Source organism: Chryseobacterium sp. JM1 (assembly GCF_000737715.1).
GTDB lineage: Bacteria > Bacteroidota > Bacteroidia > Flavobacteriales > Weeksellaceae > Chryseobacterium.
The window spans coordinates 78,780-101,807 of sequence record NZ_JPRN01000010.1; the positions used below are offsets into that span (position 1 = coordinate 78,780).

The 23,028-nt window shown below is 37.5% G+C and carries 18 protein-coding genes; 5 read left to right on the forward strand and 13 right to left on the reverse strand.

Annotated features, from left to right (window positions below):
- Positions 1-65 precede the first annotated feature (65 nt).
- From IW22_RS16250 to IW22_RS16270, 5 genes are all read left to right on the forward strand, one after another.
- A complete protein-coding gene (locus IW22_RS16250) occupies positions 66-347 on the forward strand; it encodes a hypothetical protein (RefSeq protein ID WP_131401751.1) in 282 nt (93 codons plus the stop codon).
- A 61-nt stretch (positions 348-408) separates the two neighbouring features.
- Positions 409-1,044, forward strand: coding sequence for a hypothetical protein (locus IW22_RS16255; protein ID WP_034728460.1), 636 nt, complete (start codon positions 409-411; stop codon positions 1,042-1,044).
- A 10-nt stretch (positions 1,045-1,054) separates the two neighbouring features.
- Positions 1,055-1,801 carry a DUF6000 family protein gene (locus IW22_RS16260; protein ID WP_034728462.1) on the forward strand — a complete coding sequence of 249 codons (747 nt, stop codon included), beginning with the start codon at positions 1,055-1,057 and terminating at the stop codon, positions 1,799-1,801.
- Positions 1,802-1,840: 39 nt separating this feature from the next.
- Positions 1,841-2,155: a hypothetical protein gene (locus tag IW22_RS16265; protein WP_034728465.1), complete on the forward strand. Its 315-nt coding sequence runs from the start codon at positions 1,841-1,843 to the stop codon at positions 2,153-2,155.
- Positions 2,156-2,183: 28 nt separating this feature from the next.
- The gene (locus tag IW22_RS16270; protein ID WP_034728468.1) at positions 2,184-2,909 is read left to right on the forward strand and encodes a hypothetical protein; all 726 of its coding nucleotides are present in this window, start codon (positions 2,184-2,186) and stop codon (positions 2,907-2,909) included.
- A gap of 302 nt (positions 2,910-3,211) precedes the next feature.
- Here IW22_RS16270 and polA read toward each other — a convergent pair whose 3' ends face one another.
- The 13 genes from polA to IW22_RS16345 all read right to left on the reverse strand — a co-directional run bounded on the left by polA (position 3,212) and on the right by IW22_RS16345 (position 23,024).
- The gene (polA, locus tag IW22_RS16275; RefSeq protein ID WP_034728469.1) at positions 3,212-6,046 is read right to left on the reverse strand and encodes a DNA polymerase I; all 2,835 of its coding nucleotides are present in this window, start codon (positions 6,044-6,046) and stop codon (positions 3,212-3,214) included.
- 419 nt (positions 6,047-6,465) lie between these two features.
- Positions 6,466-6,873 carry a type VI secretion system tube protein TssD gene (gene tssD, locus IW22_RS16280; RefSeq protein WP_175548870.1) on the reverse strand — a complete coding sequence of 136 codons (408 nt, stop codon included), beginning with the start codon at positions 6,871-6,873 and terminating at the stop codon, positions 6,466-6,468.
- A 1,079-nt stretch (positions 6,874-7,952) separates the two neighbouring features.
- Complete coding sequence (locus IW22_RS16290) at positions 7,953-9,269, reverse strand: hypothetical protein (RefSeq protein WP_034728478.1); 1,317 nt, start codon at positions 9,267-9,269, stop codon at positions 7,953-7,955.
- Positions 9,270-9,278: 9 nt separating this feature from the next.
- The gene (locus tag IW22_RS16295; RefSeq protein WP_034728481.1) at positions 9,279-9,965 is read right to left on the reverse strand and encodes a hypothetical protein; all 687 of its coding nucleotides are present in this window, start codon (positions 9,963-9,965) and stop codon (positions 9,279-9,281) included.
- Between the two features lie 4 nt (positions 9,966-9,969).
- Positions 9,970-11,034, reverse strand: coding sequence for a LysM peptidoglycan-binding domain-containing protein (locus tag IW22_RS16300; RefSeq protein WP_034728484.1), 1,065 nt, complete (start codon positions 11,032-11,034; stop codon positions 9,970-9,972).
- Positions 11,035-11,036: 2 nt separating this feature from the next.
- The gene (locus IW22_RS16305; protein WP_034728487.1) at positions 11,037-13,217 is read right to left on the reverse strand and encodes a type VI secretion system Vgr family protein; all 2,181 of its coding nucleotides are present in this window, start codon (positions 13,215-13,217) and stop codon (positions 11,037-11,039) included.
- A 230-nt stretch (positions 13,218-13,447) separates the two neighbouring features.
- Positions 13,448-13,858, reverse strand: a complete 411-nt coding sequence (gene tssD, locus IW22_RS16310) for a type VI secretion system tube protein TssD (protein ID WP_175548869.1) — start codon at positions 13,856-13,858, stop codon at positions 13,448-13,450.
- Positions 13,859-14,240: 382 nt separating this feature from the next.
- Positions 14,241-15,110 carry a lytic transglycosylase domain-containing protein gene (locus tag IW22_RS16315; RefSeq protein ID WP_034728490.1) on the reverse strand — a complete coding sequence of 290 codons (870 nt, stop codon included), beginning with the start codon at positions 15,108-15,110 and terminating at the stop codon, positions 14,241-14,243.
- Between the two features lie 72 nt (positions 15,111-15,182).
- On the reverse strand, positions 15,183-17,681 hold the full coding sequence (locus IW22_RS16320; protein ID WP_034728493.1) for an ATP-dependent Clp protease ATP-binding subunit: 2,499 nt from the start codon (positions 17,679-17,681) through the stop codon (positions 15,183-15,185).
- A gap of 325 nt (positions 17,682-18,006) precedes the next feature.
- On the reverse strand, positions 18,007-18,411 hold the full coding sequence (gene tssD, locus IW22_RS16330; RefSeq protein WP_034728501.1) for a type VI secretion system tube protein TssD: 405 nt from the start codon (positions 18,409-18,411) through the stop codon (positions 18,007-18,009).
- A 685-nt stretch (positions 18,412-19,096) separates the two neighbouring features.
- Positions 19,097-21,496: a type VI secretion system protein TssR domain-containing protein gene (gene tssR / locus IW22_RS16335; protein WP_034728504.1), complete on the reverse strand. Its 2,400-nt coding sequence runs from the start codon at positions 21,494-21,496 to the stop codon at positions 19,097-19,099.
- A gap of 45 nt (positions 21,497-21,541) precedes the next feature.
- A complete protein-coding gene (locus IW22_RS16340) occupies positions 21,542-22,450 on the reverse strand; it encodes a PKD domain-containing protein (protein WP_034728506.1) in 909 nt (302 codons plus the stop codon).
- A 49-nt stretch (positions 22,451-22,499) separates the two neighbouring features.
- On the reverse strand, positions 22,500-23,024 hold the full coding sequence (locus IW22_RS16345; RefSeq protein ID WP_034728509.1) for a type VI secretion system transmembrane protein TssO: 525 nt from the start codon (positions 23,022-23,024) through the stop codon (positions 22,500-22,502).
- Positions 23,025-23,028 lie beyond the last annotated feature (4 nt).

The following is a 23,028-nucleotide window of genomic DNA, read 5'->3' on the forward strand; positions in this document are numbered from 1 at the left end:
TTTTGTTGAATCACAACCTGAATCCTATTTATTATTTTAATTATCTTAGGTTCAAGAAATCACCAGTGAAACAGTTCTTGTTTATTTTTCTGGTATATTACGCCCCGTTCATTTCGGGGAAGAAAAAATGTACCTTAAAACTTGAAACCAGCACTGCTAATCTGCAAAGCAAAGGGGTTGTAGAACTGACTGTCACCAATGTAGGAAACAAAAAAATTAAGATCAATAATACCTTTTCACCTTACAGAATGCAGCTTAAGATGGGAAACTATATTGCTGATGTGGACTGTTTCAAAGACTGCATCAAAAAAACCACAAAAATAAAACCCGGACAAACCTATACGTAACTGGTAAAAGGCCTCGAATATCGCCGGAAAATCTTATTTTAGATAAGTAAAGATTTCTGATATGTACAAAAAGCTTATTATCGTCAATGTAGCGGTCATCCTGCTGGTGACTGTAGTGTATATTTTCGGATATTATTTCATCAATTATCCTGTGAGTTTTGATCTATGGGAGATGGTCAAAGGGTGCCAGTTGCAATATCTGCCAGCTGTTTTTGTCGTGACAGCATTGGCTTCTTATCTGGTCAGCAGCCTGGATTTTAAGAAATTAAACTTTAAAAGTAAATTTTTAAGCGTATTCCCTTTTTTAAATACGCTGGCTTTGGCATTTTTCATCTACATTGCTGCTGAAGGATTTACAAAAAACAAAAAAGAGCTTACTAAGCAGGAGAATTATTACATCAAAGAAGCTCAAAAAGACATTAAAAAAGATCAGATCGTTATGAGGTATACAGGAGGATTCTCACTCCCGGTGTATGACCAGGCAACGACCAGAAAGATAGACAGTATCGGTAAGAAATATGGTATTATTTCACAGAATACGGGTTGTGTCATTGATCCGATAGATAGTAAAGCTCAGGAAAAATACAGTGAAATGACGGATCCTTATCTGGAAAAAAGAAATGGAAAAGACTGGAAGGAAAGTATGAAAAAGGAGATGGATGAGCTGAAGAAAATTAAGAATCATAGAAATAAGTAAAAAAACTTAAATGAACGAAGATCTGCAAAACGAAATTAATTTACATTCTGCCGGAGCCACAGTGCAGCACCGATCTGATTTTGATTATTTGAAAAGCCATAAGAATGAATCTGACTTAGACCAAGAATTTATCAACAAGTGGGTCTTACCGTTCTATATGAAAATACGCCACACTTCAGACTCATGGATTGAAGAGGTGAAGCAACTTAAAGATGAGATCACTGAAGAAGTTACATCTGCACTCCTTGGGGATTTTAACTGGAGAACAAGGACTGTTGGCGCTTATTTCTCAGCCATAAAAAACTATGAAAACCAGATTGACATCATTGGAGTACATCTTCTTAAAAGTGAAGTATGCTATGCAGGTGATGTGTATGCTCTTGTTTTTGCTTTTTATAATAATGAGAAAGCACTTGGATACCTCAATCAGTATCTTGATTATTATTTACAAAAACCTCAACTCTATTTTGATCAGGAAAGAGTGATGGAAGCTGTTGTTTATCTGGATACCATCAATGGAACCCATAATTTCGCAAAGCATCTTACTCATTGGGAAAAAATGTTGGAAAACAGAAATCAAATATCTAAGGTGAGAAATATTCAAACGGCTCGTATCATTGAACAACATGAAGGAAAAACTAAAGCTGAAGAATTTCTGGCAGCTACAAATAATTTCAAATCCAAATATAATCTGGATACAGAATGGGTCACCAAACAAGTTCAACTCTTGAACGAATTAAGAGAATACTGTAAATAATACCATCCGTGGAAGAAAAGTATCTAATCAATTGAAAACATGGCTTTAGCAAAAAAAGGACTCCGGAAAATAGTGGTTGATGATCAGATCTTTTACTGGAAAATAAGAAAGATTGTTTCACATAACGAAAAACATGATAATGAATATGGAATTCCCGTACAGCATGAAAGTGAAGGCCAGCTTCTTTTGATATATACCGGTTTCTGCAAATCCATTGATTACGGCAGAGAGCTGATGAATATTACCCCAAAACTCATTCAATCCAAAATCACGGAAGCTATTGAACTGGGATGGAACTATAGCCAACCCGGTAAAACAGTTGATCTTGTCAACGGAGAACTGATTAAAAGATAAAATAGATTCAGACAAAAAACAAAAAACCTTGAAAAAAATTATTTCCCTACTCGCTGCATTTCTGCTTCTTTATTCCTGCAAAAAAGATAAAACATCTGATGCTGCTCAGAAAAAGATGGCAGCTCCAGAAAGTTCGCTAAAAAAAGATTCATTAAAAACTCAGAACTCCCAAACACCGATTAAAAGTGGAAAAAAACCATCTGATCTGGTTCCTGACAACTATGAAATTCAGTATGATGCGGAAGGAGATCTCAATCAGGATGGGCTGGCTGACATTGCCCTTGTCATCAGGAAAAAAGAAGATACATTGGCTGGTAGAAAAATAATGATTCTGCTGAAAAATCCGGATAAAACATACCGGGTGAATAAAGTTTCCGACACTGTGCTTCCTGATGAATACAATGAAGCCGGTTATAAGATGCATGATCCCGAAGACATCACAATTGAAAACGGAGAACTGAGTATTAATTTATACGACATCGGACCTTATGGAAACCAATTCAGCAGATTCAAATACCTGAACGAAGATCTCATTCTGACTTATATTGAAACGTATAATATGGGAGCAGGTTCTCATTCGGCATTATTCTACCAACCTATGAAGGGAAAACTGACACTCGAAACCGTGAATACCATGGAGGAAGAAATGCGCACGGAATCTAAAAAATTTCAACTCAAAAGAGAAAGGTATGTGTTTGAGAAAACATCTCCGGATGATGTGGTAAGGAAAGCTTATGATGCAGTTCACGAATAAATATTCTTTTCATTCTCATCAAAAACTACCCCTAAAGTAGTATTTCACAGGAAGTTCAGACTTAATATCTTTACCCTGTATTCTTTAGAGCGCCTAATTACTCTTTTGAAATACAATCCGAAAAACAACAAAGGAAGGTAAGATCAATGAGGTGAAAGATGATTATTAGGGTTTCCTGTAGAAACAGGAAAAACTTCAGAAGGCTAAATTTTTAGTCTTCTTTTTTATGTTAATTTGCGGAATATCTGTAAAGAAAAAGGTGAGTTTAAAAACCCACCTTATTTTATTTATTCTATTTTCTATTAATGTGCTTCCAGCCAGTTATTCCCGACTCCCACTTCTACCAACAACGGCACCTGGGTTTCCAGAGCACTTTCCATTTCGGTTTTGATCAGTTTTGAGGCTCTTTCAATCTCGTCTATCGGGGCTTCAAACACCAGTTCGTCATGCACCTGAAGAAGCATTTTAGTCTGCAGTTCCTGTGCTTTCAGTTCTTTATCGATTTTAATCATCGCAAGCTTTACAACATCTGCCGCGCTTCCCTGAACCGGTGCATTTACGGCATTTCTTTCCGCATGACCTCTTACCACGAAATTGTTGGAATTGATGTCTTTTAAGTGACGCTTTCTTCCCAGAATCGTTTCCACATAGCCTATCTGGCGGGCTTTGCTTACCTGCTCTGCCATGTATTCCTTTAATTTTGGATAGGTTTCAAAGTAGGCTTCGATCATCTGTTTGGCCTCACTTCTTGAAAGACCGGTTTGCTCTGCCAATGCAAATGCTCCCTGACCGTAGATAATCCCGAAGTTAACGGTTTTAGCCTGGCTTCTCTGGGTTTTGGAAACCTCTTCCAAAGGTATTTTAAACAATTTTGCGGCTGTAGATGCGTGAATATCCTCACCATCCTGGAACGCTTTGATCATATTGTCTTCCCCTGAAATTTCAGCAATCAAACGAAGTTCAATCTGCGAGTAATCGGCAGAGATGATCTTTTTTCCTTCTCCTGAAACGAAAGCTCCTCTGATCTGCTGTCCGCGGAGTGTTCTGATCGGGATATTCTGAAGATTCGGATTTACACTCGCCAGACGGCCTGTAGCAGCTGTTGTCTGGGAGAAGTTGGTATGTACTCTGCTGTCCTGCTTATCAATCTGTGAAGGCAGCGCGTCCACATACGTTGATTTTAATTTCTGATAGGTTCTGTATTCCAGAATATGCTTGATGATCTCATGTTTTGAGGAAAGCTTTTGAAGGACATCTTCGGAAGTTGCGTACTGACCGGTTTTTGTTTTCTTGGCTTTAGGATCCAACTGCATTTTTTCAAAGAGAATTTCTCCAAGCTGTTTCGGTGAATTCATGTTGAATTCTTCTCCTGAAAACTCAAAAATGGTCTTTTCTAATTGTCTCAGATCATTTTCAAGGTCAATACTTTCCTGTGCCAGCCATTTTTCATCCAGTGAAATTCCGGAAAGCTCCATTTTAGCAAGAACTTCCATCAAAGGCATTTCTATGTTGAAGAAAAGATCTTCTAAGTTTTCTTTTTTCAGTTGTGGAGCAAAGAGTTCATACAACTGGAAAGTCACATCAGCATCTTCCGCTGCATAATCCGTCTGTGTTCTCAAATCTGCATCTCTGAAAGTTCCCTGGTTTTTCCCTTTTTTCCCGATAATGGTTTCAATGGAAACGGGTTTATAATTCAGATAGACTTCTGAAAGATAATCCATCCCGTGTCTTCCGTCCGGGTTCAGCAGATAATGGGCGATCATGGTGTCGAACATGGCGCCTTTCACTGTAATATCGTACTGCCTTAATATTTTATAATCGAATTTTAAGTTATGTGCAATTTTCAGCAAATCCTCTTTTTCAAAGAATGGTCTGAAGATTTCCAGCGTTTGAAGCACTTCTCCTTTGTCCTCGGATAAAGGAATATAATAAGCCAACCCTTTTTTGTAGGAGAAACTCATTCCCACAAGCTCAGCTTCCAGCTCATTCAGTGAAGTGGTTTCGGTATCAAAACAGACTGCTTTCTGCTTTAATAAATTACTGACCAATACTTTCTGTGCTTTCGGATTATCTACAAACTGGTACAGATGATCATTGTGATCTATACTGGATTTGGTAGAGGTTGCCTGATCCAGTTCTTCAAAATTCGCAAACAGATCCAGCTGCATGGCCTGCCCTTTTATCTGTGTAACTTCGGCTATCTGTTTCACCTCAACTTCACTTATCACCACTGTTTCTACAGGTGCGGAAGCAAAGGCTCTGTACAGGTTTTCGTATAATCTGCGGAATTCAATTTCCTCAAAAACTTCTTTTACTTTTTCAAAATCCGGGGTATCAAGATCGTACTGCTCCTGATGAAATTCTACCGGTGCATCACAGATAATAGTCGCTAATTTTTTGGATAAAATTCCGCGTTCTGCAGAGGCTTCCACTTTTTCTTTCAGCTTTCCTTTCAGCTTATCTGTATTTTGTAAAAGGGTTTCAATATTCCCGAATTCTTTAAGGAATTTCATCGCCGTTTTCTCTCCTACTCCATCCAGTCCCGGAATATTATCCACGGCATCTCCCATCATCGCAAGGAAATCAATCACCTGCTTAGGATCTTCAATCTCGTATTTTGCTTTTACTTCGTCTACTCCAAGGATTTCTATATCACCGCCTTTTAAACCCGGTTTATAAATCTTGATCTTATCGGTAACCAACTGGGCAAAATCTTTATCCGGCGTTACCATGAACGTGGTATAGCCTTCTTTTTCTGCTTTACAGGCAATGGTTCCGATAACGTCATCAGCTTCATAACCTTCCACTCCCAGGATGGGAATGTGCATGGCCTGCAGGATTCTGTGAATATATGGAATTGCAATTTTGATGGCTTCAGGTGTCTCACTTCTGTTGGCTTTGTATTCTGAATAATCATCCGTTCTAACGCTTGCCTGCCCTACATCAAAAACAACTGCCAGGTGAGATGGTTTCTCCCTTCTGATCAGTTCGATCAAAGAATTGGTAAAACCGAAAATAGCAGAAGTATCCAGTCCTGTGCTGGTAAGTCTCGGATTCCTTATCAATGCGTAATATCCTCTAAAGATCATTGCATAAGCATCGATGAGAAAGAGTCTTTTATCTTGTGTTGCGTCCATAATATCTATAATGAACAAATATAAGAAAATAGGAATATTTTTAGGAGTGATGAGTTATAAATTATGAGTGATGAGTTTCTGGTTGCGCGGTGCGGGTTTAAGAGTCGGAGAGTTTGAGGGTTTGAGGGTTTGAGAGTTGTAGAGTATATGGATGTGAGAGGAAGTTGCTGGTTGGAAATAATTGACAACTGCATGGTGGCTTCGAGTACCTCTGCCACCAGGATAGATTAAGAATAAAATTGGGACTAAACTAATATTTACGGCTGAGATCTAAATTAAGATATACTAGAAATTCTACATATGACAAACTGGTGGCTTCGAATGACTCAGCCACCAGTAACAATAGCATAAAAAAACAGAACAACATTTCTGCTGCTCTGTTCTGATGTTATTTTTTTTAAAAGACTTGGGTCTATTCATTATTGACCTCCTGGCCACATTCCGCGGTACTCAGAGTTTCCTAAAGTAATAACCTCTGCGCTGATTACAAAGCTGATCAGCATACTGTTGCTATCAACTGCGTCGAAGTCTACTTCGTGCTGGATTACATATCCGTTTTCCCAGTTCAGGGTAGTTAAAGTACCCTCTTCGTGAGATTTATTGAAAGTTACTTCACCTTTTGTAGGCTTGTATTTTCCGTTCAATAAACTTTCTAGGATATCAGATTTTTCAGTAGCTTCTACTGTTACTTTGATAAGAGCGTTAGAAGGGTCCGATGCTACACGTCCTGAAACGTCTGTAGATCTTGATACGCTATAATTAAGCTTTAATAATTTTTGACCTTCTCCTCCGTTGAATTTTAAGATTCCTCTTGAATTTGCTGCCATGATTGGTGAATTTAATTGTTATATATTGTGTGAATAGTGATTGATTACAGAGCAAAGATAGACCCGATATGGGCTAAGAAAAAGTTTTTGGATACAAATCTCAGATATTGTAGTAATACTACGATTTGATGTAGTAATTCTACGACTTTTGAGTTAACATAATACTTAAAATGCTTATTTCTAAAGGATTCAATTATTTTTTAAAGCTTAATAAAGGTTATCATTTTACACTATCAAGGGAAATAATATGAGATTTCAGACATAAAATATAAGGTTAAGATTGAGGCTGAGGTTTAGAAGTGTCAATGGCTCATTTTGTTGAATACATGAAATGCTCATCAACTATCATTTTCCTGATTTGAATACCAGTAACTGCTTTGAAAATTTCTCTTCCTTATTCTTACAAAATTTAATTCTTTTTGAGCTTCTTTTAGAAATCTTTTAAGATTCTCACCTTTTTCTACCTCATATAGACTACTGTATTCAACGTCATTAATAAAAATATCCTGACTGTTTTTCAGACAAAATCTAAAATAGACCTTTGAATTTTGCAATTTGGGTGATTTTGTTTCATAATCATATGAATAAAATCCTTTAATATCAGCTTTAGGATATTTTTTCTGCTTCCTGTTTCCTTTTTGTATGAAGAGATACTGATCATTAAACCAAATTTTCACCTGGACAGAAATAGCTTTTAAAATCACATAGCAGGTCCTGAAATAAAACAATGAAAAAAGACTCACCAAAGAAAGCCTAAAACCACCTTTGAATAAGAAATAATACAAAGATGCATATAAAAGCAAACATGGAATGATCACAAAAACCGTCCAGATTGTATGGTAGGGCAGAACATTTTTAAATGTGAAGATTTTATTTTTTTTCATAGAGAATCTGAAGATGCAAATTATTCAAGGTAGGATTGAATTCTCTGCATAAAAGATTTTAGTGTTTAAAGCAGGTAAAAATTTCTGTAGGTCTTTCACAAAAATTATTTTGAGAACACATCATTATTCATGATATAGTCTGTTCCGAAAGAATTAACGTTGAGACGACCTTGAGTATAATCTGCAAAGAAATTATCAAGCATCATTTGCATTCACTGTAATTGAACGAGTATCTTCGTTGACGAATACATCTGCCGCGACCCGAATTGCACGTTCTGCGAAATAGTTGCCTATAAAAGGTGCAATTAGAGTTAAAATACCTCCAGCCCCAGTTGCAGATTTAATACGGGCTCCTTTAATGTTTTCTTTAATGGCTGCATTGGAATTTTGATTATGTGTATCTTTAACTGAACTCATATTCTTTTCATTAACCATACCCCGCAAGTTCCCACTCTTATTAGTAACCCTATCCTGTAACTCCGGACCAAATTCACCTGCTTTCATTCTGTTGATCATTTCTCTTAATTCAGGATTATTTTTTAAAGAATAGGTTCCTTGTCTTTCTGCTTCAGCAATTCCGGCAGCAAACTTATTCATATCGCTCTGACTAGCATTATTCTGACCTAATAAAGTTTTAACCTCTTTAATATCTTTTGCTGGTGTAACGGGATCCCAACTGTCGGCAGGTTGGGGCAATGCAGTGGATGAGATAGAAGCATCTTTTACACTATCATAATTTTCATTGCTATTAAGCCACCCGCCCGTTGCAGAAGCAATAGGATTGATTATAAAATAACCGACCGGAATCCATGCTCCGAAAATTGCAGTTTGTTGAAAAACATGTAGAGTTCTTGCACCACCTAAAAAACCACCTGCTGTTAGTGAGGTTCCCATGCTGAATCCGAATAAGACACCTGCCAATGCTCCTGAAACGATATTTACCCCCATTTCAACACGATTATTGGTCGCTATACTCTTGGCAGCATTAATGGCTGCCGTTTCCGTAATGAATGGCAACAGGACTCCACCTTCCTTACAAGCAAGTAGTGAATTTTTTGTTAGCGCAAGAAAGAAATCTCCTTTGGTCCCATTACTATCAAAGTATACTGTAGTATGGTGTTTTTTCCATTGACTTTCCTGAAAGCCAATCATTTCACTACACGTAGGAGTCTGCATCATTTGCCATATTCCATATCCAATTGCCCCAATAGCAATAATCCCACCGACAATCCAACCTGCAACGGGTACAGTAGCCGCAGTTCCTGCCACAAGTAGCATTCCTACTACCACACCGCCTCCAAATGCAGCAGTTCCTGCCCCCGAACTCCAACCGCTTTTGCAAGTGAAGTCTTCGGACAGTTTTTTATCTAGCTTTACTAAAAAAACTCTTTGCTGAGATCCTAATTTTACCGTTTTTTTTTGTCTATTATCACCTAATTCAAATTTTTTAGGATCAGAATTTAATTGGTTTGTACATACTGCAAACACTTTTTCCGGTAAGTAAACTGCCATAATTTAAGTTTAATGATTATCAAAATAATAAAACAAAATTTGCATCAATACAAAAAGAACTACAAAAAATAACCCAATACCCAATACAAAGACTTGCCAGGGCTCCATCTTATTGATGATTGAATATTTTATTTTCTCTCTTTTTACAAGATACACCCCAAAATTTGGAAAGATATTAGTATTTATAATATTTTTCAGTTCCTTTTGGTTAAAATTTCCCCAAACGTACGGCATTAAATATTCTACAAAATCGTCCAGCTGTTCGATATCTTTTTCCGAAGAAAAGGGTGTCAAACCTGTGTTACCCACTCTAATCTTAATAACATCTTTGTTTGTTATAATTGTTAAATAACGAAAACCATCATTCCCTAAATTTTTAATCATTTTAATATCACTCAAACTAAAAATATATTGCAGGTTTTGAAATTTTATTTTTAGGTTTTCATTATTTATTACAACAATCCATTCTTTAGCCTTTACCCGTTTTGCCAGCTGTTTTAAAATAAGCATACACACCGAAAGCGTTAAGAAAGCGGCAAAAAGCAATGGATATAAAAAATAAATTCCCGGAAACAGCCTATTGGTGAGTATAAGTGTTCCAATCATCACAGCTAGTCCCGGAAGAATTAGGTTTAATGCTAATTTTAATTCCGTTTTTGCGTCCAATCCTTCAAATCTGAATTCTTTATTTTCCATTAAATTATGGGGTAAAATTTTCTAACTTTTTAATTGTATAAATACATTCGTTTTCAACATTGTCTGAAACTTCTTCTTTTAAAACTACTTTTCCACTCAAGATAAGACCGCTATGTATATCAATCTCTATAGTAGATCTAAAAATAATTTTATACTCTGTAAACTCATATTTTACAATGCTTTTGTGAATTTCATTGTATTTATCTTTCATTTCTTTTTTTAGAGAATCTGAAATGCTCACTTCAGCTATTTTTCGAACAGTCAAAATTCCGTTTCTCTCTTCTACTTTATCATATCTGATCTTCAGGGGTAAGATCAATGGTGGGAGTATGGTAGACACAAAATCGAAATCTACAGTCTCGAAATTATCTTTGCTGTATAAGTATTGATCAAAACATGAAAAATAAAAAAAATTTCTCCAATACTCTTCTTCATTTGATGCATTTTCAGAAAATTGACTATCAGCCATCATTAATAATTCATCTACAGCTTTTGGGTTATTTTTCTGCAGGCTTTGAATAAAAGGCATTTCAAAAAATTTTGTTGCCTTAAATTTTTTCCAATCTTTTTGCATCTCTTTTTTGTTCAGAATTTTTTGAATTTTTCCTAATTTATTTAAAGAAAAAAAGACATTATTTTTTATTTTCTCTGTTTCTTCAATAAAATCGAAAACTTCTTCTAACGTTTTAGGAGATGATTCTTTGCTATAATCTTCTAATTTAACAAAACCTATTTCTTCTTCTACATTTAATTTTAATACATACTGAAATCTTTGGTTAAGATAATAGACTAAATTATTATTAAACTTTGATGTATTTATTTGTTCACAACGATACCTGGCTTTCTGCTGAAAATCTATTTGTTCAAATGACTTCTTTTTTATTTCTTCTTTTTTGGCAGGGGTAAACAATTCTTTAATATGAAAAGGAATATGGGTGCTAAAAATTTGCTGTGTCAAAATAGCATGAGAATTATGAAAGTCTAACAATTCATTTATTGTTAATCCAAATTCTTTGGCTATAGTAACGAGCGTATCTCCTTTTTTTATTTCGTATGTTTTGAATCCCATATTTAATTAATATCAACTTGAGTCGCTTTTACTGTAACGGCCGTTCCTCCGGTTATCTCAACCTTACCTTCAGCACTTGAGCCTACAGTAGCTAGTTTTGAACCTCCAAGCAAAACATCTTCACCTAAAATGTTAATTTTTTTGCCATTAATATCTATAGTCCCATCTTCTTTCATTGTAATAGAACTTTTCCCCGTCTCCAATTTTATTTCCGTTGCACTATTAATATTAATTTTCCCAGCATTATCCATCGTAATTTTGGATTTTCCTTTTCCTACATTGATGGTCGTATTTGTCTCAACATTTATGGTAAGATTATTCCCTATATCTTCTGTGCTGTTATTGCTTACAAAAGTATTGATATCTCCGGTTCCGCTTAATGTTACATGATTTCCGTTACGGTCTTTAATTTCAATCCCGCATCCATCATGGAATTGGATAATATTCCCACTTTTACTGCTTAAACTCATCACATTATTTCCGGCACCACCACCAGCCCCAATATTTCCATGGAACATTCCTCCCATCACAAAAGGACGATCGGGATGCTGGTGAACAAAATTGATAATCACCTGATCCTCCACTTCGGGAACTGACATAAAACCACGGTTTTTATTGACTTTATCGCTGCTTCCTGCATCCGGAGACATCACGCGGATAAATTCTGTGGTATCCTGTCCGCTCTGCCAGTCAAACTGCACTTTCACTCTTCCCTGATTCAAAGGGTCTGTATTTGAAATAACTTTGGCGAATTGAGCCTCTGCTTTTGGGTTTTCAAACTCAGGACGGGGAATAAATCCAGTATCTGCCGCTATAGCTTCAAAAGTTCCGTCGTAATAACCTCTTGCATCTACCTCATGGGTAACGCCAATAATCATTAATTTGGTAAAATAAGACGTATCGTTGGTATCTGCTTTACGCATCTCGATGTCTGCAGTACATCCCGGATACAGAAATGGAACCGTTGTAGATCCTGAGGTGATGAAAACCTCCGAAGCCTTACTTCCCGCTGTTCCTTTCTGAGAAGCATCGATATCCATAAAGGATGTTGCCTTGATAGGCGCCACTCTCAAAGAAGGGGTTTTAAAGGTTTTTTCTGATATGTCATAAGCCCGTTTCGCAATATCAGACGTATGACTGATTTTTGAATTTCCTGTGATCAGCTTCTCATTTTTACTGCTGTTGTAGCCATAAAAACTAGGACTGACATGCTGAGCTTTCATTTTGATCGCAATATCGCTTACACTGCTACCATACGTAAGTTTAACAGGTTTTTCCTGTGGCGGAAGTTTTCCGAAATGCAAGACTTCACCGTCATAATAAAACTGCTCACCATAGGCTTCAGCAATTCTCGCCAGATAGTTATAGTGGGTTTCTTCGTATTGAGAACTGTAAGGAACATTTCCATGCTGGGCGTCTACCCGGAAATCGAACTTATTCTGTCCTAAACCTTCTCTTATGACATGATCAGCAATGCTGTTTAAGCTCACCTCCTGTCCGCCTCCGAAGCTTTGAATATGAGGCGCCGCATCCAACAGAACTGTCGGACTGAAGCCTGTAAGAACGATATTTCCCAGATTTCCTTTTTCCTGACTGAATCCTACTTCTGTAATCACTCCCACAAAATTCCGTTCAGGTCCTTGTTCAATATCTTTATATTTAAATACGACTGTAATTCTCTTTCCTAAAAAGTTCTGTGCTTCCTGAAGATTATGATTTTCTGCACTACCCAAACTATCGTGAGGAAGTGTCAAACTGAATTCATGGTGTCTGGAAGCGCTCTGTACGAGCTTAAAATGCTTGAAATGATTAATCACCTGGCCTTCTATCACAACATCAAGCTTCACCACACGGTTGATTCCGGCGATAATGCTTTCAGGAATAGCCTGAGCGTTGTGTATCTTTGAAGTAGGCTGTTTTGACCATACTTTGTTTTCAGTAACGGAAGGATTATTCGGAACTAAGGTCTGGTTCATAAACATTCCGGAGCTCTGTGCTGTTCCCGAATATATTTCCTGTGCTTTTTTTGCTGATTTTTTTACGGCCTCGTCAGCTTTCTGAAGCCTGTCTTCTACTTTCTGGACAGCAATATCTTCAGCATTTTTCAACTGTTCTGTTACCGCTGTATCTTTGATACTGCTTTTTGGGCCTTTTACTTTTATCGATTGATCATCCTTAAACATAGTGTGTGTTTTTTTTGCTTAAACTATATAGTAATTTTGAATAACTTCCGGAAGCATACAGCACTGGAAGGCAGTTTCTCCATTCTTATATGAATTGACTTCTGATATAAGAACTTCGCCAGGATCAGTATTTTGGGGATAATGTTCCAAAAACGGCAAAAACAGGATAGCATATTCTTACGAATACACTATCCTGCACCAATTTATTTTTACTAAGATGATTGTTCAAATTAATGACCAGATGAAGGCCACATTCCTCTGTACTCAGAGTTACCAAGCGTAATAACCTCAGCACTGATTACGAAACTGATCAGCATACTGTTTTCGTCTACTGCATCGAAGTCTACTTCGTGCTGAATTACGTATCCATTTTCCCACTTCAGAGTAGTCAGGGTACCTTCTTCATGAGACTTGTTGAAAGTTACTTCACCTGTTGTAGGCTTGTACTTTCCGTTCAGTAAGCTTTCTAAGATGTCAGATTTTTCAGTAGCTTCTACTGTTACTTTGATCAGTGCGTTTGAAGGATCTGATGCTACACGTCCTGATACATCTGTAGATCTGGAAACGCTGTAGTTAAGCTTTAATAATTTTTGCTCTTCTCCTCCGTTGAATTTTAAGATTCCTCTTGAATTTGCTGCCATGATTTGTAAATTTTAACTGTTAATATTTTGTGATTTGGTGATTGATTACAGAGCAAATATATAACGACGTATTTTGAAAAAAAAGCTTTTGGATATAAATTTAAAAATTTGTAGTAATTCTACGATTTGATGTAGTAATTCTACGACAATAGATTTAAGTATACCATTTAATTAATTGAATTTAAAATAGTTAAAACAAAACACAAAAACCTGTTTTACTTATTTTTTTACACTTAAATGAGAAATATTAAGGATTTTTAAGACAAATTAAAGGCTATTTAACATACATTAAAAACATTTTTATGCTTCTGAAATTTCGACATCGGGACATAAAAAAACCGCCATTAAAAAGACGGTTTTTTCATTTTCAATAGTGTGAAACTTATTGCTGAGCTTTTCCTCCTTCTTTTATAGAACGGAAAAGAATTTTATTTTTTTTCAGCAGAAAATCCGGCATGAGATCGGTAGGAAGAAAAAGTTGACTCTCCCCTTTTTTCTGAAGTTCTTCCACAATTCCCGGGTTCCAGGCAAGGATTTCATTCAATTGTACATTCAGTTCGCGGGCAATCACATCCAGATTAAATCCTGCATTGATTTCGGTTTCCTGAAGAGACACCCCGTTATTTCTATTGCTTCCGGCTTCTGTAAAGAAAACTTTATTCAGTCGTGAGGAATTGTAGTTATTTAAAACACCATCCAGCTCACCGGTCGCATAACAGGCATTCAGGTATTTTTTAACATGATTGATAGTTTCTCCCGGAAGATATTTGGAATAAATATGGTACTGTGTAGAGCCTGCGGCCTGCATAGCTTTGGCAATATTTCCTTCACCGCAGTTATAAGCGGCTACCACCGTGATCCAGTCACCGTATTTTTTATAAAGATTCGCCAGGGAAATTGCAGCAGTCTTAGTACTTTTATATACGTCTGTGCGTTCCTGCTCTGTAAGGCCGTACTGGTTGGCGTGCGCGGTCATAAACTGCCACATTCCCACTGCTCCGGCTCCTGAAGTAATATTTCTGTTAAAATGGGATTCTATTAAAGCCAGATTCCTCAAGTGTTTCGGTACGCCTTTTTCTATCAATGCATGTTCGATGAACTCAACGACTTCTTTATTGCCATTGATGATGTTCTTGTACTTTCTCACACTGGCTTCCGAAGTATCGGAGGCGGCAAGAAACTGTCCGTTCACCATGACAAAAGTCCCTGCGAGCATCAGTCCTGTAATGATATTTTTGAATACGGTTTTCATTTTAATTCCTTAATGGTTATCATAAAGAAAGCTGATCAGTTCATCAACCAACCAGCTTCGCATGTTTTATGGTTAATCTTCTACTTTCCAGCTCAGTTTATCTTCTTCATTATTCCAATCTACATGAATGGTCTGCCCGGATTTCACTTCTTCTCTGACGATCATTTTAGAAATAGGTCTTGCCAGCTGGGCGCGAATCACTCCTGAGATCTGTCTCGCTCCATACTTGCTGCTGAATCCTCCTAATGCAAGGTTTTTCACTGCTTCGTCTGAAATTTTTAAGGCCATTCCCAATCTCGTAAGTGAAGTATGAAGGGATTTAAGCTGGATATTGAAGATTCTTTCTGCAATAGATTCGGTGATTGGAGCAAAAGGAATAATCTCTGTAATCCTCGCTAAAAACTCCGGTCTGAATCTTCCTGAATTGGACATGATCTGCATCAATGAGGATGATTCCGGAACTTTCCCTTCTTCAAACTGCTTTACGATTTCTTCGCTTCCGATATTTGAAGTAAATAATATAATCGCATTACTGAAGTCTCCTTCTTTCCCCAGTTTATCATGAACTTTTCCTTCATCCATGATCTGTAGGAATACATCAAAAACAGAATGGTGGGCTTTTTCAATTTCGTCAAACAAAACAACGGTATACGGCTGCTGTCTGATTTTATTCACCAACATTCCTCCTTCCTCATATCCTACATATCCCGGAGGCGCTCCGTACAGTAAGGCAGCGGAATGCTCTTCTTTAAATTCGGACATATCAAAACGAACCATCGCTTTCTCATCATTGAAAAGAAGCTCTGCCATGGATTTTGCCAACTCTGTTTTTCCGGTTCCTGTAGGTCCCAGAAGGAAGAATGATCCGATAGGCTGCCCCGGTTTGTTCAGTCCGCTTCGGTTTTCAACTATGGCATCTGAAAGAATTTTTAAGGCATGATCCTGCCCTACCACTCTGTTCAGTAACATAGATTCCATGTTCAGAAGCTTTTCTTTTTCCTGAGCCTGGATTTTCCCGATTGGGATATTGGTTTTTGCCGCCATCACTGCTGCGAGTTCCAGACGGTCTACTTTTTCTCTTTTTTTAGCAGCATGCTGTAAAAGCTCTGCATAAGTATCATCAATGATTTTATGGATCTGATCCACCGGCATGGAATTATCAATAACCGGCTGTTCGCTTAATGATCCCCAAAGAATCGGACTTATTTTATCTCTAAGAAGATTATAGTTCCAGATCAGTTCATTAGCCTGATCCTTGGTGTCGGTAAATTCTTCTTTTAAAATGGTTTCATAGGTTTCTTTCCAGCTTGCGAGTTCTTTTTCTGAAAGTTCATCCAACATTTTAATTGCGGCCATGGTTCTGTCTAACAGGTCAATAGCAGCATCGGGTAATTTTTTACCTTTTGCATATCTTTTTGCTAAACGTACACATTCAGGAATAGAAGTTTTTTCCACTTCGATGCCGTGGTGTTTTTTGTAGCCGTCAAGAAGAACGTCAATCATTTTTACGCAAGTCTGCTCATCCGGTTCATTTACGGTCAACACTTCGAAACGACGGTTGAAAGCCTGTTCCGGCTCGATGATTTTTCTATATTCTTCCTGTGTGGTAGCTCCGATTACGGTAATCTCGCCTCTTGCCAGTTCAGGCTTAAGAAGATTGGCTACGTTTCCTATGCTTCCTTTGGGATCTAGCAGGGTATGAATTTCGTCAATGAAAAGAACTGCTTTTTCAATTTTCTTGCATTCATTGATGACTTTTTTCAGGCGGTCTTCAATTTCACCTTTGTAAGAGGTTCCGGCTAATAATGCTCCCGTGTCCAATTCAAGAAGGGTTGCATTTTTAAGCATTTCGGGAACATTTCCTTTGGTAATTTCTGTAGCAAAACCTTCTACCAGGGCTGTTTTCCCTACTCCCGGTTCACCGATGATGATGACATTCGGTTTGCTTCTTCTGCAAAGGATTTCCACAAGCATCCTAAGCTCTTTGTCTCTTCCTATAATATTTTCAAGATCTCCTTTTCTGGCCTGTGCTGTTCTGTCTACACAATAGCTTTTAATAGAGGGAAATGACGAATCTGTGAAATCTGATCCATTGGAGAAAAGCGAGGCAAAATCACCATCTTCGGATACTGCGAAAGGGGTATCTTTTCTATATAAATTGAAAATTTCATGTTCTCTCAGTGGAAGTGATTTTAGCTGCTGCAGCGAAAAAACAACCTGAGGTTTTACAATAGCGGTAAGGATACAGATCGGGGTAATCTCATCCAGTCCCAGTTTCAGACGGATATCGTCTGCTTCTTCAGTAAGGGTATCTACAGCTTCATCCGCACGCACCTCATCCGGAAGATGGGCCGTTTTTGGATAGTCTTCAATGCGGACATCTGCCCACTCATAAAAATAGCCGGGATCTTTATCAATACTTTTCAGGAATTCATTAAGGCCGATATCTTTATGCATTAAGGCCTGTAAAATATGTGGCCCACCGTAGGTTGCATTATAATTTTCCTTCGCTATCGACTGAGCAATATGAAATAGCTGCTTTACTGTTTCGTTGGTTACTAGTACTCCCATTTATAATTTTTCTAATATTAATATGTCTGTGTTCTTTTTAGTTTTATCAGATGATTTGGTGTTATCTGTGAAAAGATACATTTGTACAAATATATCTTTTTTATACAAAATGTAGGTAGGGTTAAAGATAGTTAATTCTTTGATTAGAGAAGTAATAAGTTTTTTGGTTGTGTTTTTATTTGAGTTTACCATTTTTCTATACAGAATCATCTCAGAATTATCTATTTCTATTGCGTAAAGACATCATCTAAAGCGTTTTAGGCAAAAAAGACTGCCTTTTAAGGGACAGTCTTTTTCTATGAATGTTGATGTGTAATAGTGTGTCTTAATTAGATGGCCATAATCCGTTAAATTCGGAGTTGCCGTAGTCAATAGTTTCTGCACTTACAACGAAACTGATCAGCATGCTGTTTTCGTCTATGGCATCGAAACTTACCTGATGCTGGACTACATAACCGTTTTTCCAGTTCAGAGTGATCAGTGTTCCTTCTTCATGAGATTTGTTAAAGGTTACTTCTCCAGTGGTAGGTTTATACTTTCCGTTCAGCAAACTTTCCAGAATGTCAGATTTTTCAGTAGCTTCTACTGTAATTTTAATCTGTGCATTGGAAGGATCTGATGCCACACGTCCTGAAACGTCTGTCGATCTGGATACACTGTAATTCAGTTTCAATAATTTCTGCCCTTCTCCGCCATTGAATTTTAAGATTCCTCTTGAATTTCCCGCCATGTTAGGTAAATTTTAACCGTTATTAATATTTTGTGATGTGGTGTGATTGTTTAACAAATATAGAACCCTTATTTCGATTCCAAAAGGATTTGAATAGAAATCTCATATTTTGTAGTAGTTCTACGATTTTTTGTAGTAATTCTACGACTATGGATTTAAGAATATTTCCAAATGGTTACTGGAAGCCACTTTCCAAGTATCTGTATTTCAATGAAAACAAGGACATTTTACACTTCATTGAGAAATAGGTAGGGTTTGGGAAGACGATATGCGAGGCTTGGAGATACCGGGTTGAAGGATCAAATATCTTTAGTGTTTAAGATTTTTTTGTAGTTATTAGTTTCGAGTTTTCGGGTTTGAGAGTCGGAGAGTTTGAGGATTTTAGAGTAAGGGAGTTGTTAGTTGCTGGATCCAATCTCGGAACCCGGAACTCGCATCCCGAAACATATCTGAAATCTGATGTCTAAAATCTTGATTGACTTCGTCGAACTGACGTTTCTTGGCTCTTGTTTCTTAAATTCACTATTCACTAGCGAAGCAAATTCACCATTGACACTTCCCCCCCGACCTTTAAAAATCTCATGTCTGAAATCTGGTATCTGATGTCTAAAATCTTGACTCTATCTTCTCACAAAAAAAGCAGAAGTAAAACTCCTGCTTTTGATATCATCAAATTAGTGACTGATTAATGCTTTGTGTATTCCGGCTCTTCAATAATCTGAGTGGTTGGCATAAAGTATTCATTAAGCCAATAGAATGTCTGTCCGTTCTGCTGAATCTTCACTGCAGGATTGTTTCTGTGGGAAAGCATTCTCTCTGCCAGTAATTTATAATCCTTGAAATACTTTCTTACCGTTTCTTTTAAAACGATTTTAGGTTTCTTCCAGCCTTTAAGCTTGTATTTTGACATCAGCTCTTCTTCAGAATTGTCAAACCCTGTACTTAATCCTACTGCATAAGACATTGGCTTTTCATACAGTTCAGATTTATCAAGGAATGTTAAAGTAGGATTATACTTTTTAAGGATCCTGATATACTCTTTAATTGCTGTAGCCTGGTTAAAGTCCGCTCTTTCAGGTTGCGTCTTAAGATGAACTTCTGTATAGAAATTCTTCAGGTTGTCATATTCTGTTTCAGAGATAAGAATCCCTTTCTCAATATTCGGTTTTACCTCTTTCAATTCTTTAGGGATATATCCTTTTACCAGGAATGGATTTCCGTAGTTGATAAGCTGTGCTGCAATTCCCGCAGAAACCGGATTGGTAAGGCCCGGAAACAGATATTTGTATTTAAGATCTACATCTGTTCTTCCCGCTCCTACAGAAGAGTGGAAATATTCATTCAGTGATTTGTCAATGGTTTGATTGTCCAGAGTAACCTGTGCAATAAGACTGTCTACCGATTTTTTCAAATAACCGGGTGTTGCAACATCACCTTTTTTAGGGAAAATGACAAATCCCTGGGACATACTCTGTTTTGGATAATCCAGAGAGAAGAATCCGGCATCACCTTCTACAAGGCTAAAGTTATTTTTAGTAAGAACATCATTTTGGTTAATGATCTTTTGTTTTTTAAGTTCAGCAATATTTTTCGCAGTATTGGTCACTACATTTTCAGCCATCAATACAAAATCATTGTAGGTATCAGCTGATCTTGCACTGGTCTGGAACATGATCAGTCTGGCCTGCGCCTGTGTAAGGGAACTGATCACGCTGTACATATTTCCGCTCTGGTTGGCAGAAGTACCTACAGTCACTACGATATTGGTTTCATCCGGAACGTTGGAAAGAAGGTTTCCTGCAGCAGTAAGCGCTTCTCCTACCGGCTGGTATCCGCTGTTGCTCGCACAGTTCATTTCATTCGTTCTTTCGGTAATGAAAGTGGTGATCTTGCTGTAATCCCTGTTCAGATTGGAAACCAAAACGTTTTCTCCACATGGATTATTTTTATACAAAACAACGCCATACTTTACGTCATTGAAATAAGAAGGTTTTTCAAATCTAAGCTGTAGATCCTGAAGTAAGGATTTTACGATAGGTGCATAAGGCGTATTGGGAGCACTTACATCAAGCGCAAAAACGATATTGATATTTTTATTTCTCTCTGTAATCTCTCTGTAACGGTCAAAATAAATTTCCTCACCCAGAACATTGAAAATATAGTTTTTGCTGTAGTCTAAGATGTTGGTAAAATATTTTGTTTTGGAATCCGGTGTCGGAGCTTCATTCAAAGCAAGGCTTACAGGATAGATGTTCTCGAGAGGTGTTCTCTTATGGGTATCTGTAAGAAGAATAGCTGTTCTGCTTTCGGAATCTGCTGCCCCCGGATATCCTTCATGGATTCCTAAAGCAGACTCGGTAACTTTGGTGTCATTTTTAATTTTTATTGCAGAACGCTCGCCCCATGCAGAAATCACGTTGGAATCCACCCATCCATAAAGGCTGGTACTGATGCTGTCCATATCAATGGAAGGTTTTTTACCGACGAGAAAACGTTTATTATTTTCCGCCTGTTTATAGACGTATACCATCTGTCCGTTTGGAATTTTCACATTGGCTGTCTCTATAAGACTTGGTGAGTTGAACACCATGATAGAGTCATTCTTGTAATATCTTTCCGCACTTCGGATAACTTCGCTGTTATTCGGAACTACGGCTACTCTTACCGGATATCCGGTCTTTTCGCTTTTTAAAGAACTGTTCCATAAAAGCAGTTCTGATTCCGGGATCCAGCCATAGGTTTTAATGGATTTAGACGAAACTTTTTTCATTAAAGCATCCGGAACATATTCCGCCACTTTCACCATTCCGTCTCTATTTTTAAGAACCATCAAAGGTTCAAGGAACTTCACTTCTTTGTAAGACTTTTCGTCGCTTTTATCGAGATAGGCCGTATTTCTTGACCGGTCTGAAATGACGATCCAGGGAGTGGCTTTTTTCGGGTATCCGTTTACTACCGGAGAATTGTCTACCTGTCCGTATTTAGAAGGCTCTGGTGTTCTTTTGGATGGCAGCTTCACCTGACAACTCGTTATTAATACCGATAAACCTATGTAATATGCTGCTAGAGGAAATTTATTTTTCATCCTATTTTATTTTAATGATTGGTGTGTCCGGAACTCCGGATCCTTTTATTTGCTTTGGTTGATGTCAACTTTGGTTACACAGCTCTGCTTGTCGTCAAAGTTTACTTTTACAGTCTGGATCACAACGTTTTTATCAAACTGAAGTCCGGCACAGTACATATAGAAATTGTTAGCTTTACTGTCGCTTACTTTTACCACTGTATTTTCATTGTTACACAGATACTTATTCAACAGGTAGTTGTAATGCATATTAAAACTGTTTCCGTTGGCAATCTGCTGCAGGTGGTACTTGAAATCGTCGTCAATCAGTTTGTAAGAATCTTCTACAGGTACCTCCTCCTCTTCTAAAGAATTATAGGCAGGAATAATTCTGATGTTGTGATAAATAGGCTCTTCGCTTTCCTCTGTGTACAGTGCCACACGGTAATCACCCGGTTTTTTGTAGGAATAGAATGCCAGTTTTTCTTTAGAATCCGTATTTCCGGTTTCGCCGAATTTCCATGCAAAACGTGTCGCATCCGAAACAGCACGGAACTGTACATTTTCATACTGTCTGGCTTCCGACTGAGCTTCGATCAGTGTGATGCTCTTTATCGTATCTTTTACCTTCTGGGCTCTTGAAGATACCATTACGGGGATCGTTTTGGTGTATTTATTATCAATAAGCAAACTTATCAGATAATAGCCGGGTTTGTTGTAAAAATGGATCCCTGTGCTTTTGTCAGAGGTTGTCCCGTCTCCAAAATTCCATCTTTTGGTTTTCGCGAATTTGGTATGGTCCTCAAATAACAGCGTATCTCCTACAGATAGTGTAGTTGGGCTTACGATTCCTACAATATCATCGGCAGAATGGATGACTTTTTTCTGCAGCCATAGCGCAATGAGAGCCGCAATGAGCAGCGTTGCGATAACACCGATAATAATGTTCTTTTTGTTTTTTTGAAAATAATTCATAGTTAAGTGATTGTGATGTGTTTTATTCCTTTAATGTTTATTTCTCTGATTACTGAGTTCTTTCCCTTCTGGCATTTTCTCTTTCATTAATGTAGCTCTGCTTATTTTTAAAACCAATTCTGCAGTCATCAAGCTCTTTCTCAAATCTTTTCACATCTTCTGTGGTTGTAGAAATAATTTTTTTGTCATCAAAGTACATTTTGTAGAATTTTGCGATCTGTGGATAGGCATCTTTACGGATATCCACGACATCTTTGCCATGAAAATAGCTCGCAAGACCATTGATGTTCTGAGAGATATTATCCTCCACAAAAGGTTCCGGAGATTTATCCCGGATTCTGCTGATTCCTACATAAGCACTGTCCATCAGAGGCTGTAAAAGCTTCTGTTCGCTTTCGAACGCTTTTTTCTGTTCAATACTCTCTATTCCTCTGATATCTTCATCTGAAAATGGGGATTCAAACCCTTTTAAAAAGATGACCCCGAGGAATATCATAGCGGCTAAAAGCATCAGTATTAAATAAAGAAACTGATAATGCCTTTCTTTTTTGGATAATGTAACATGTCCCTGCATATGT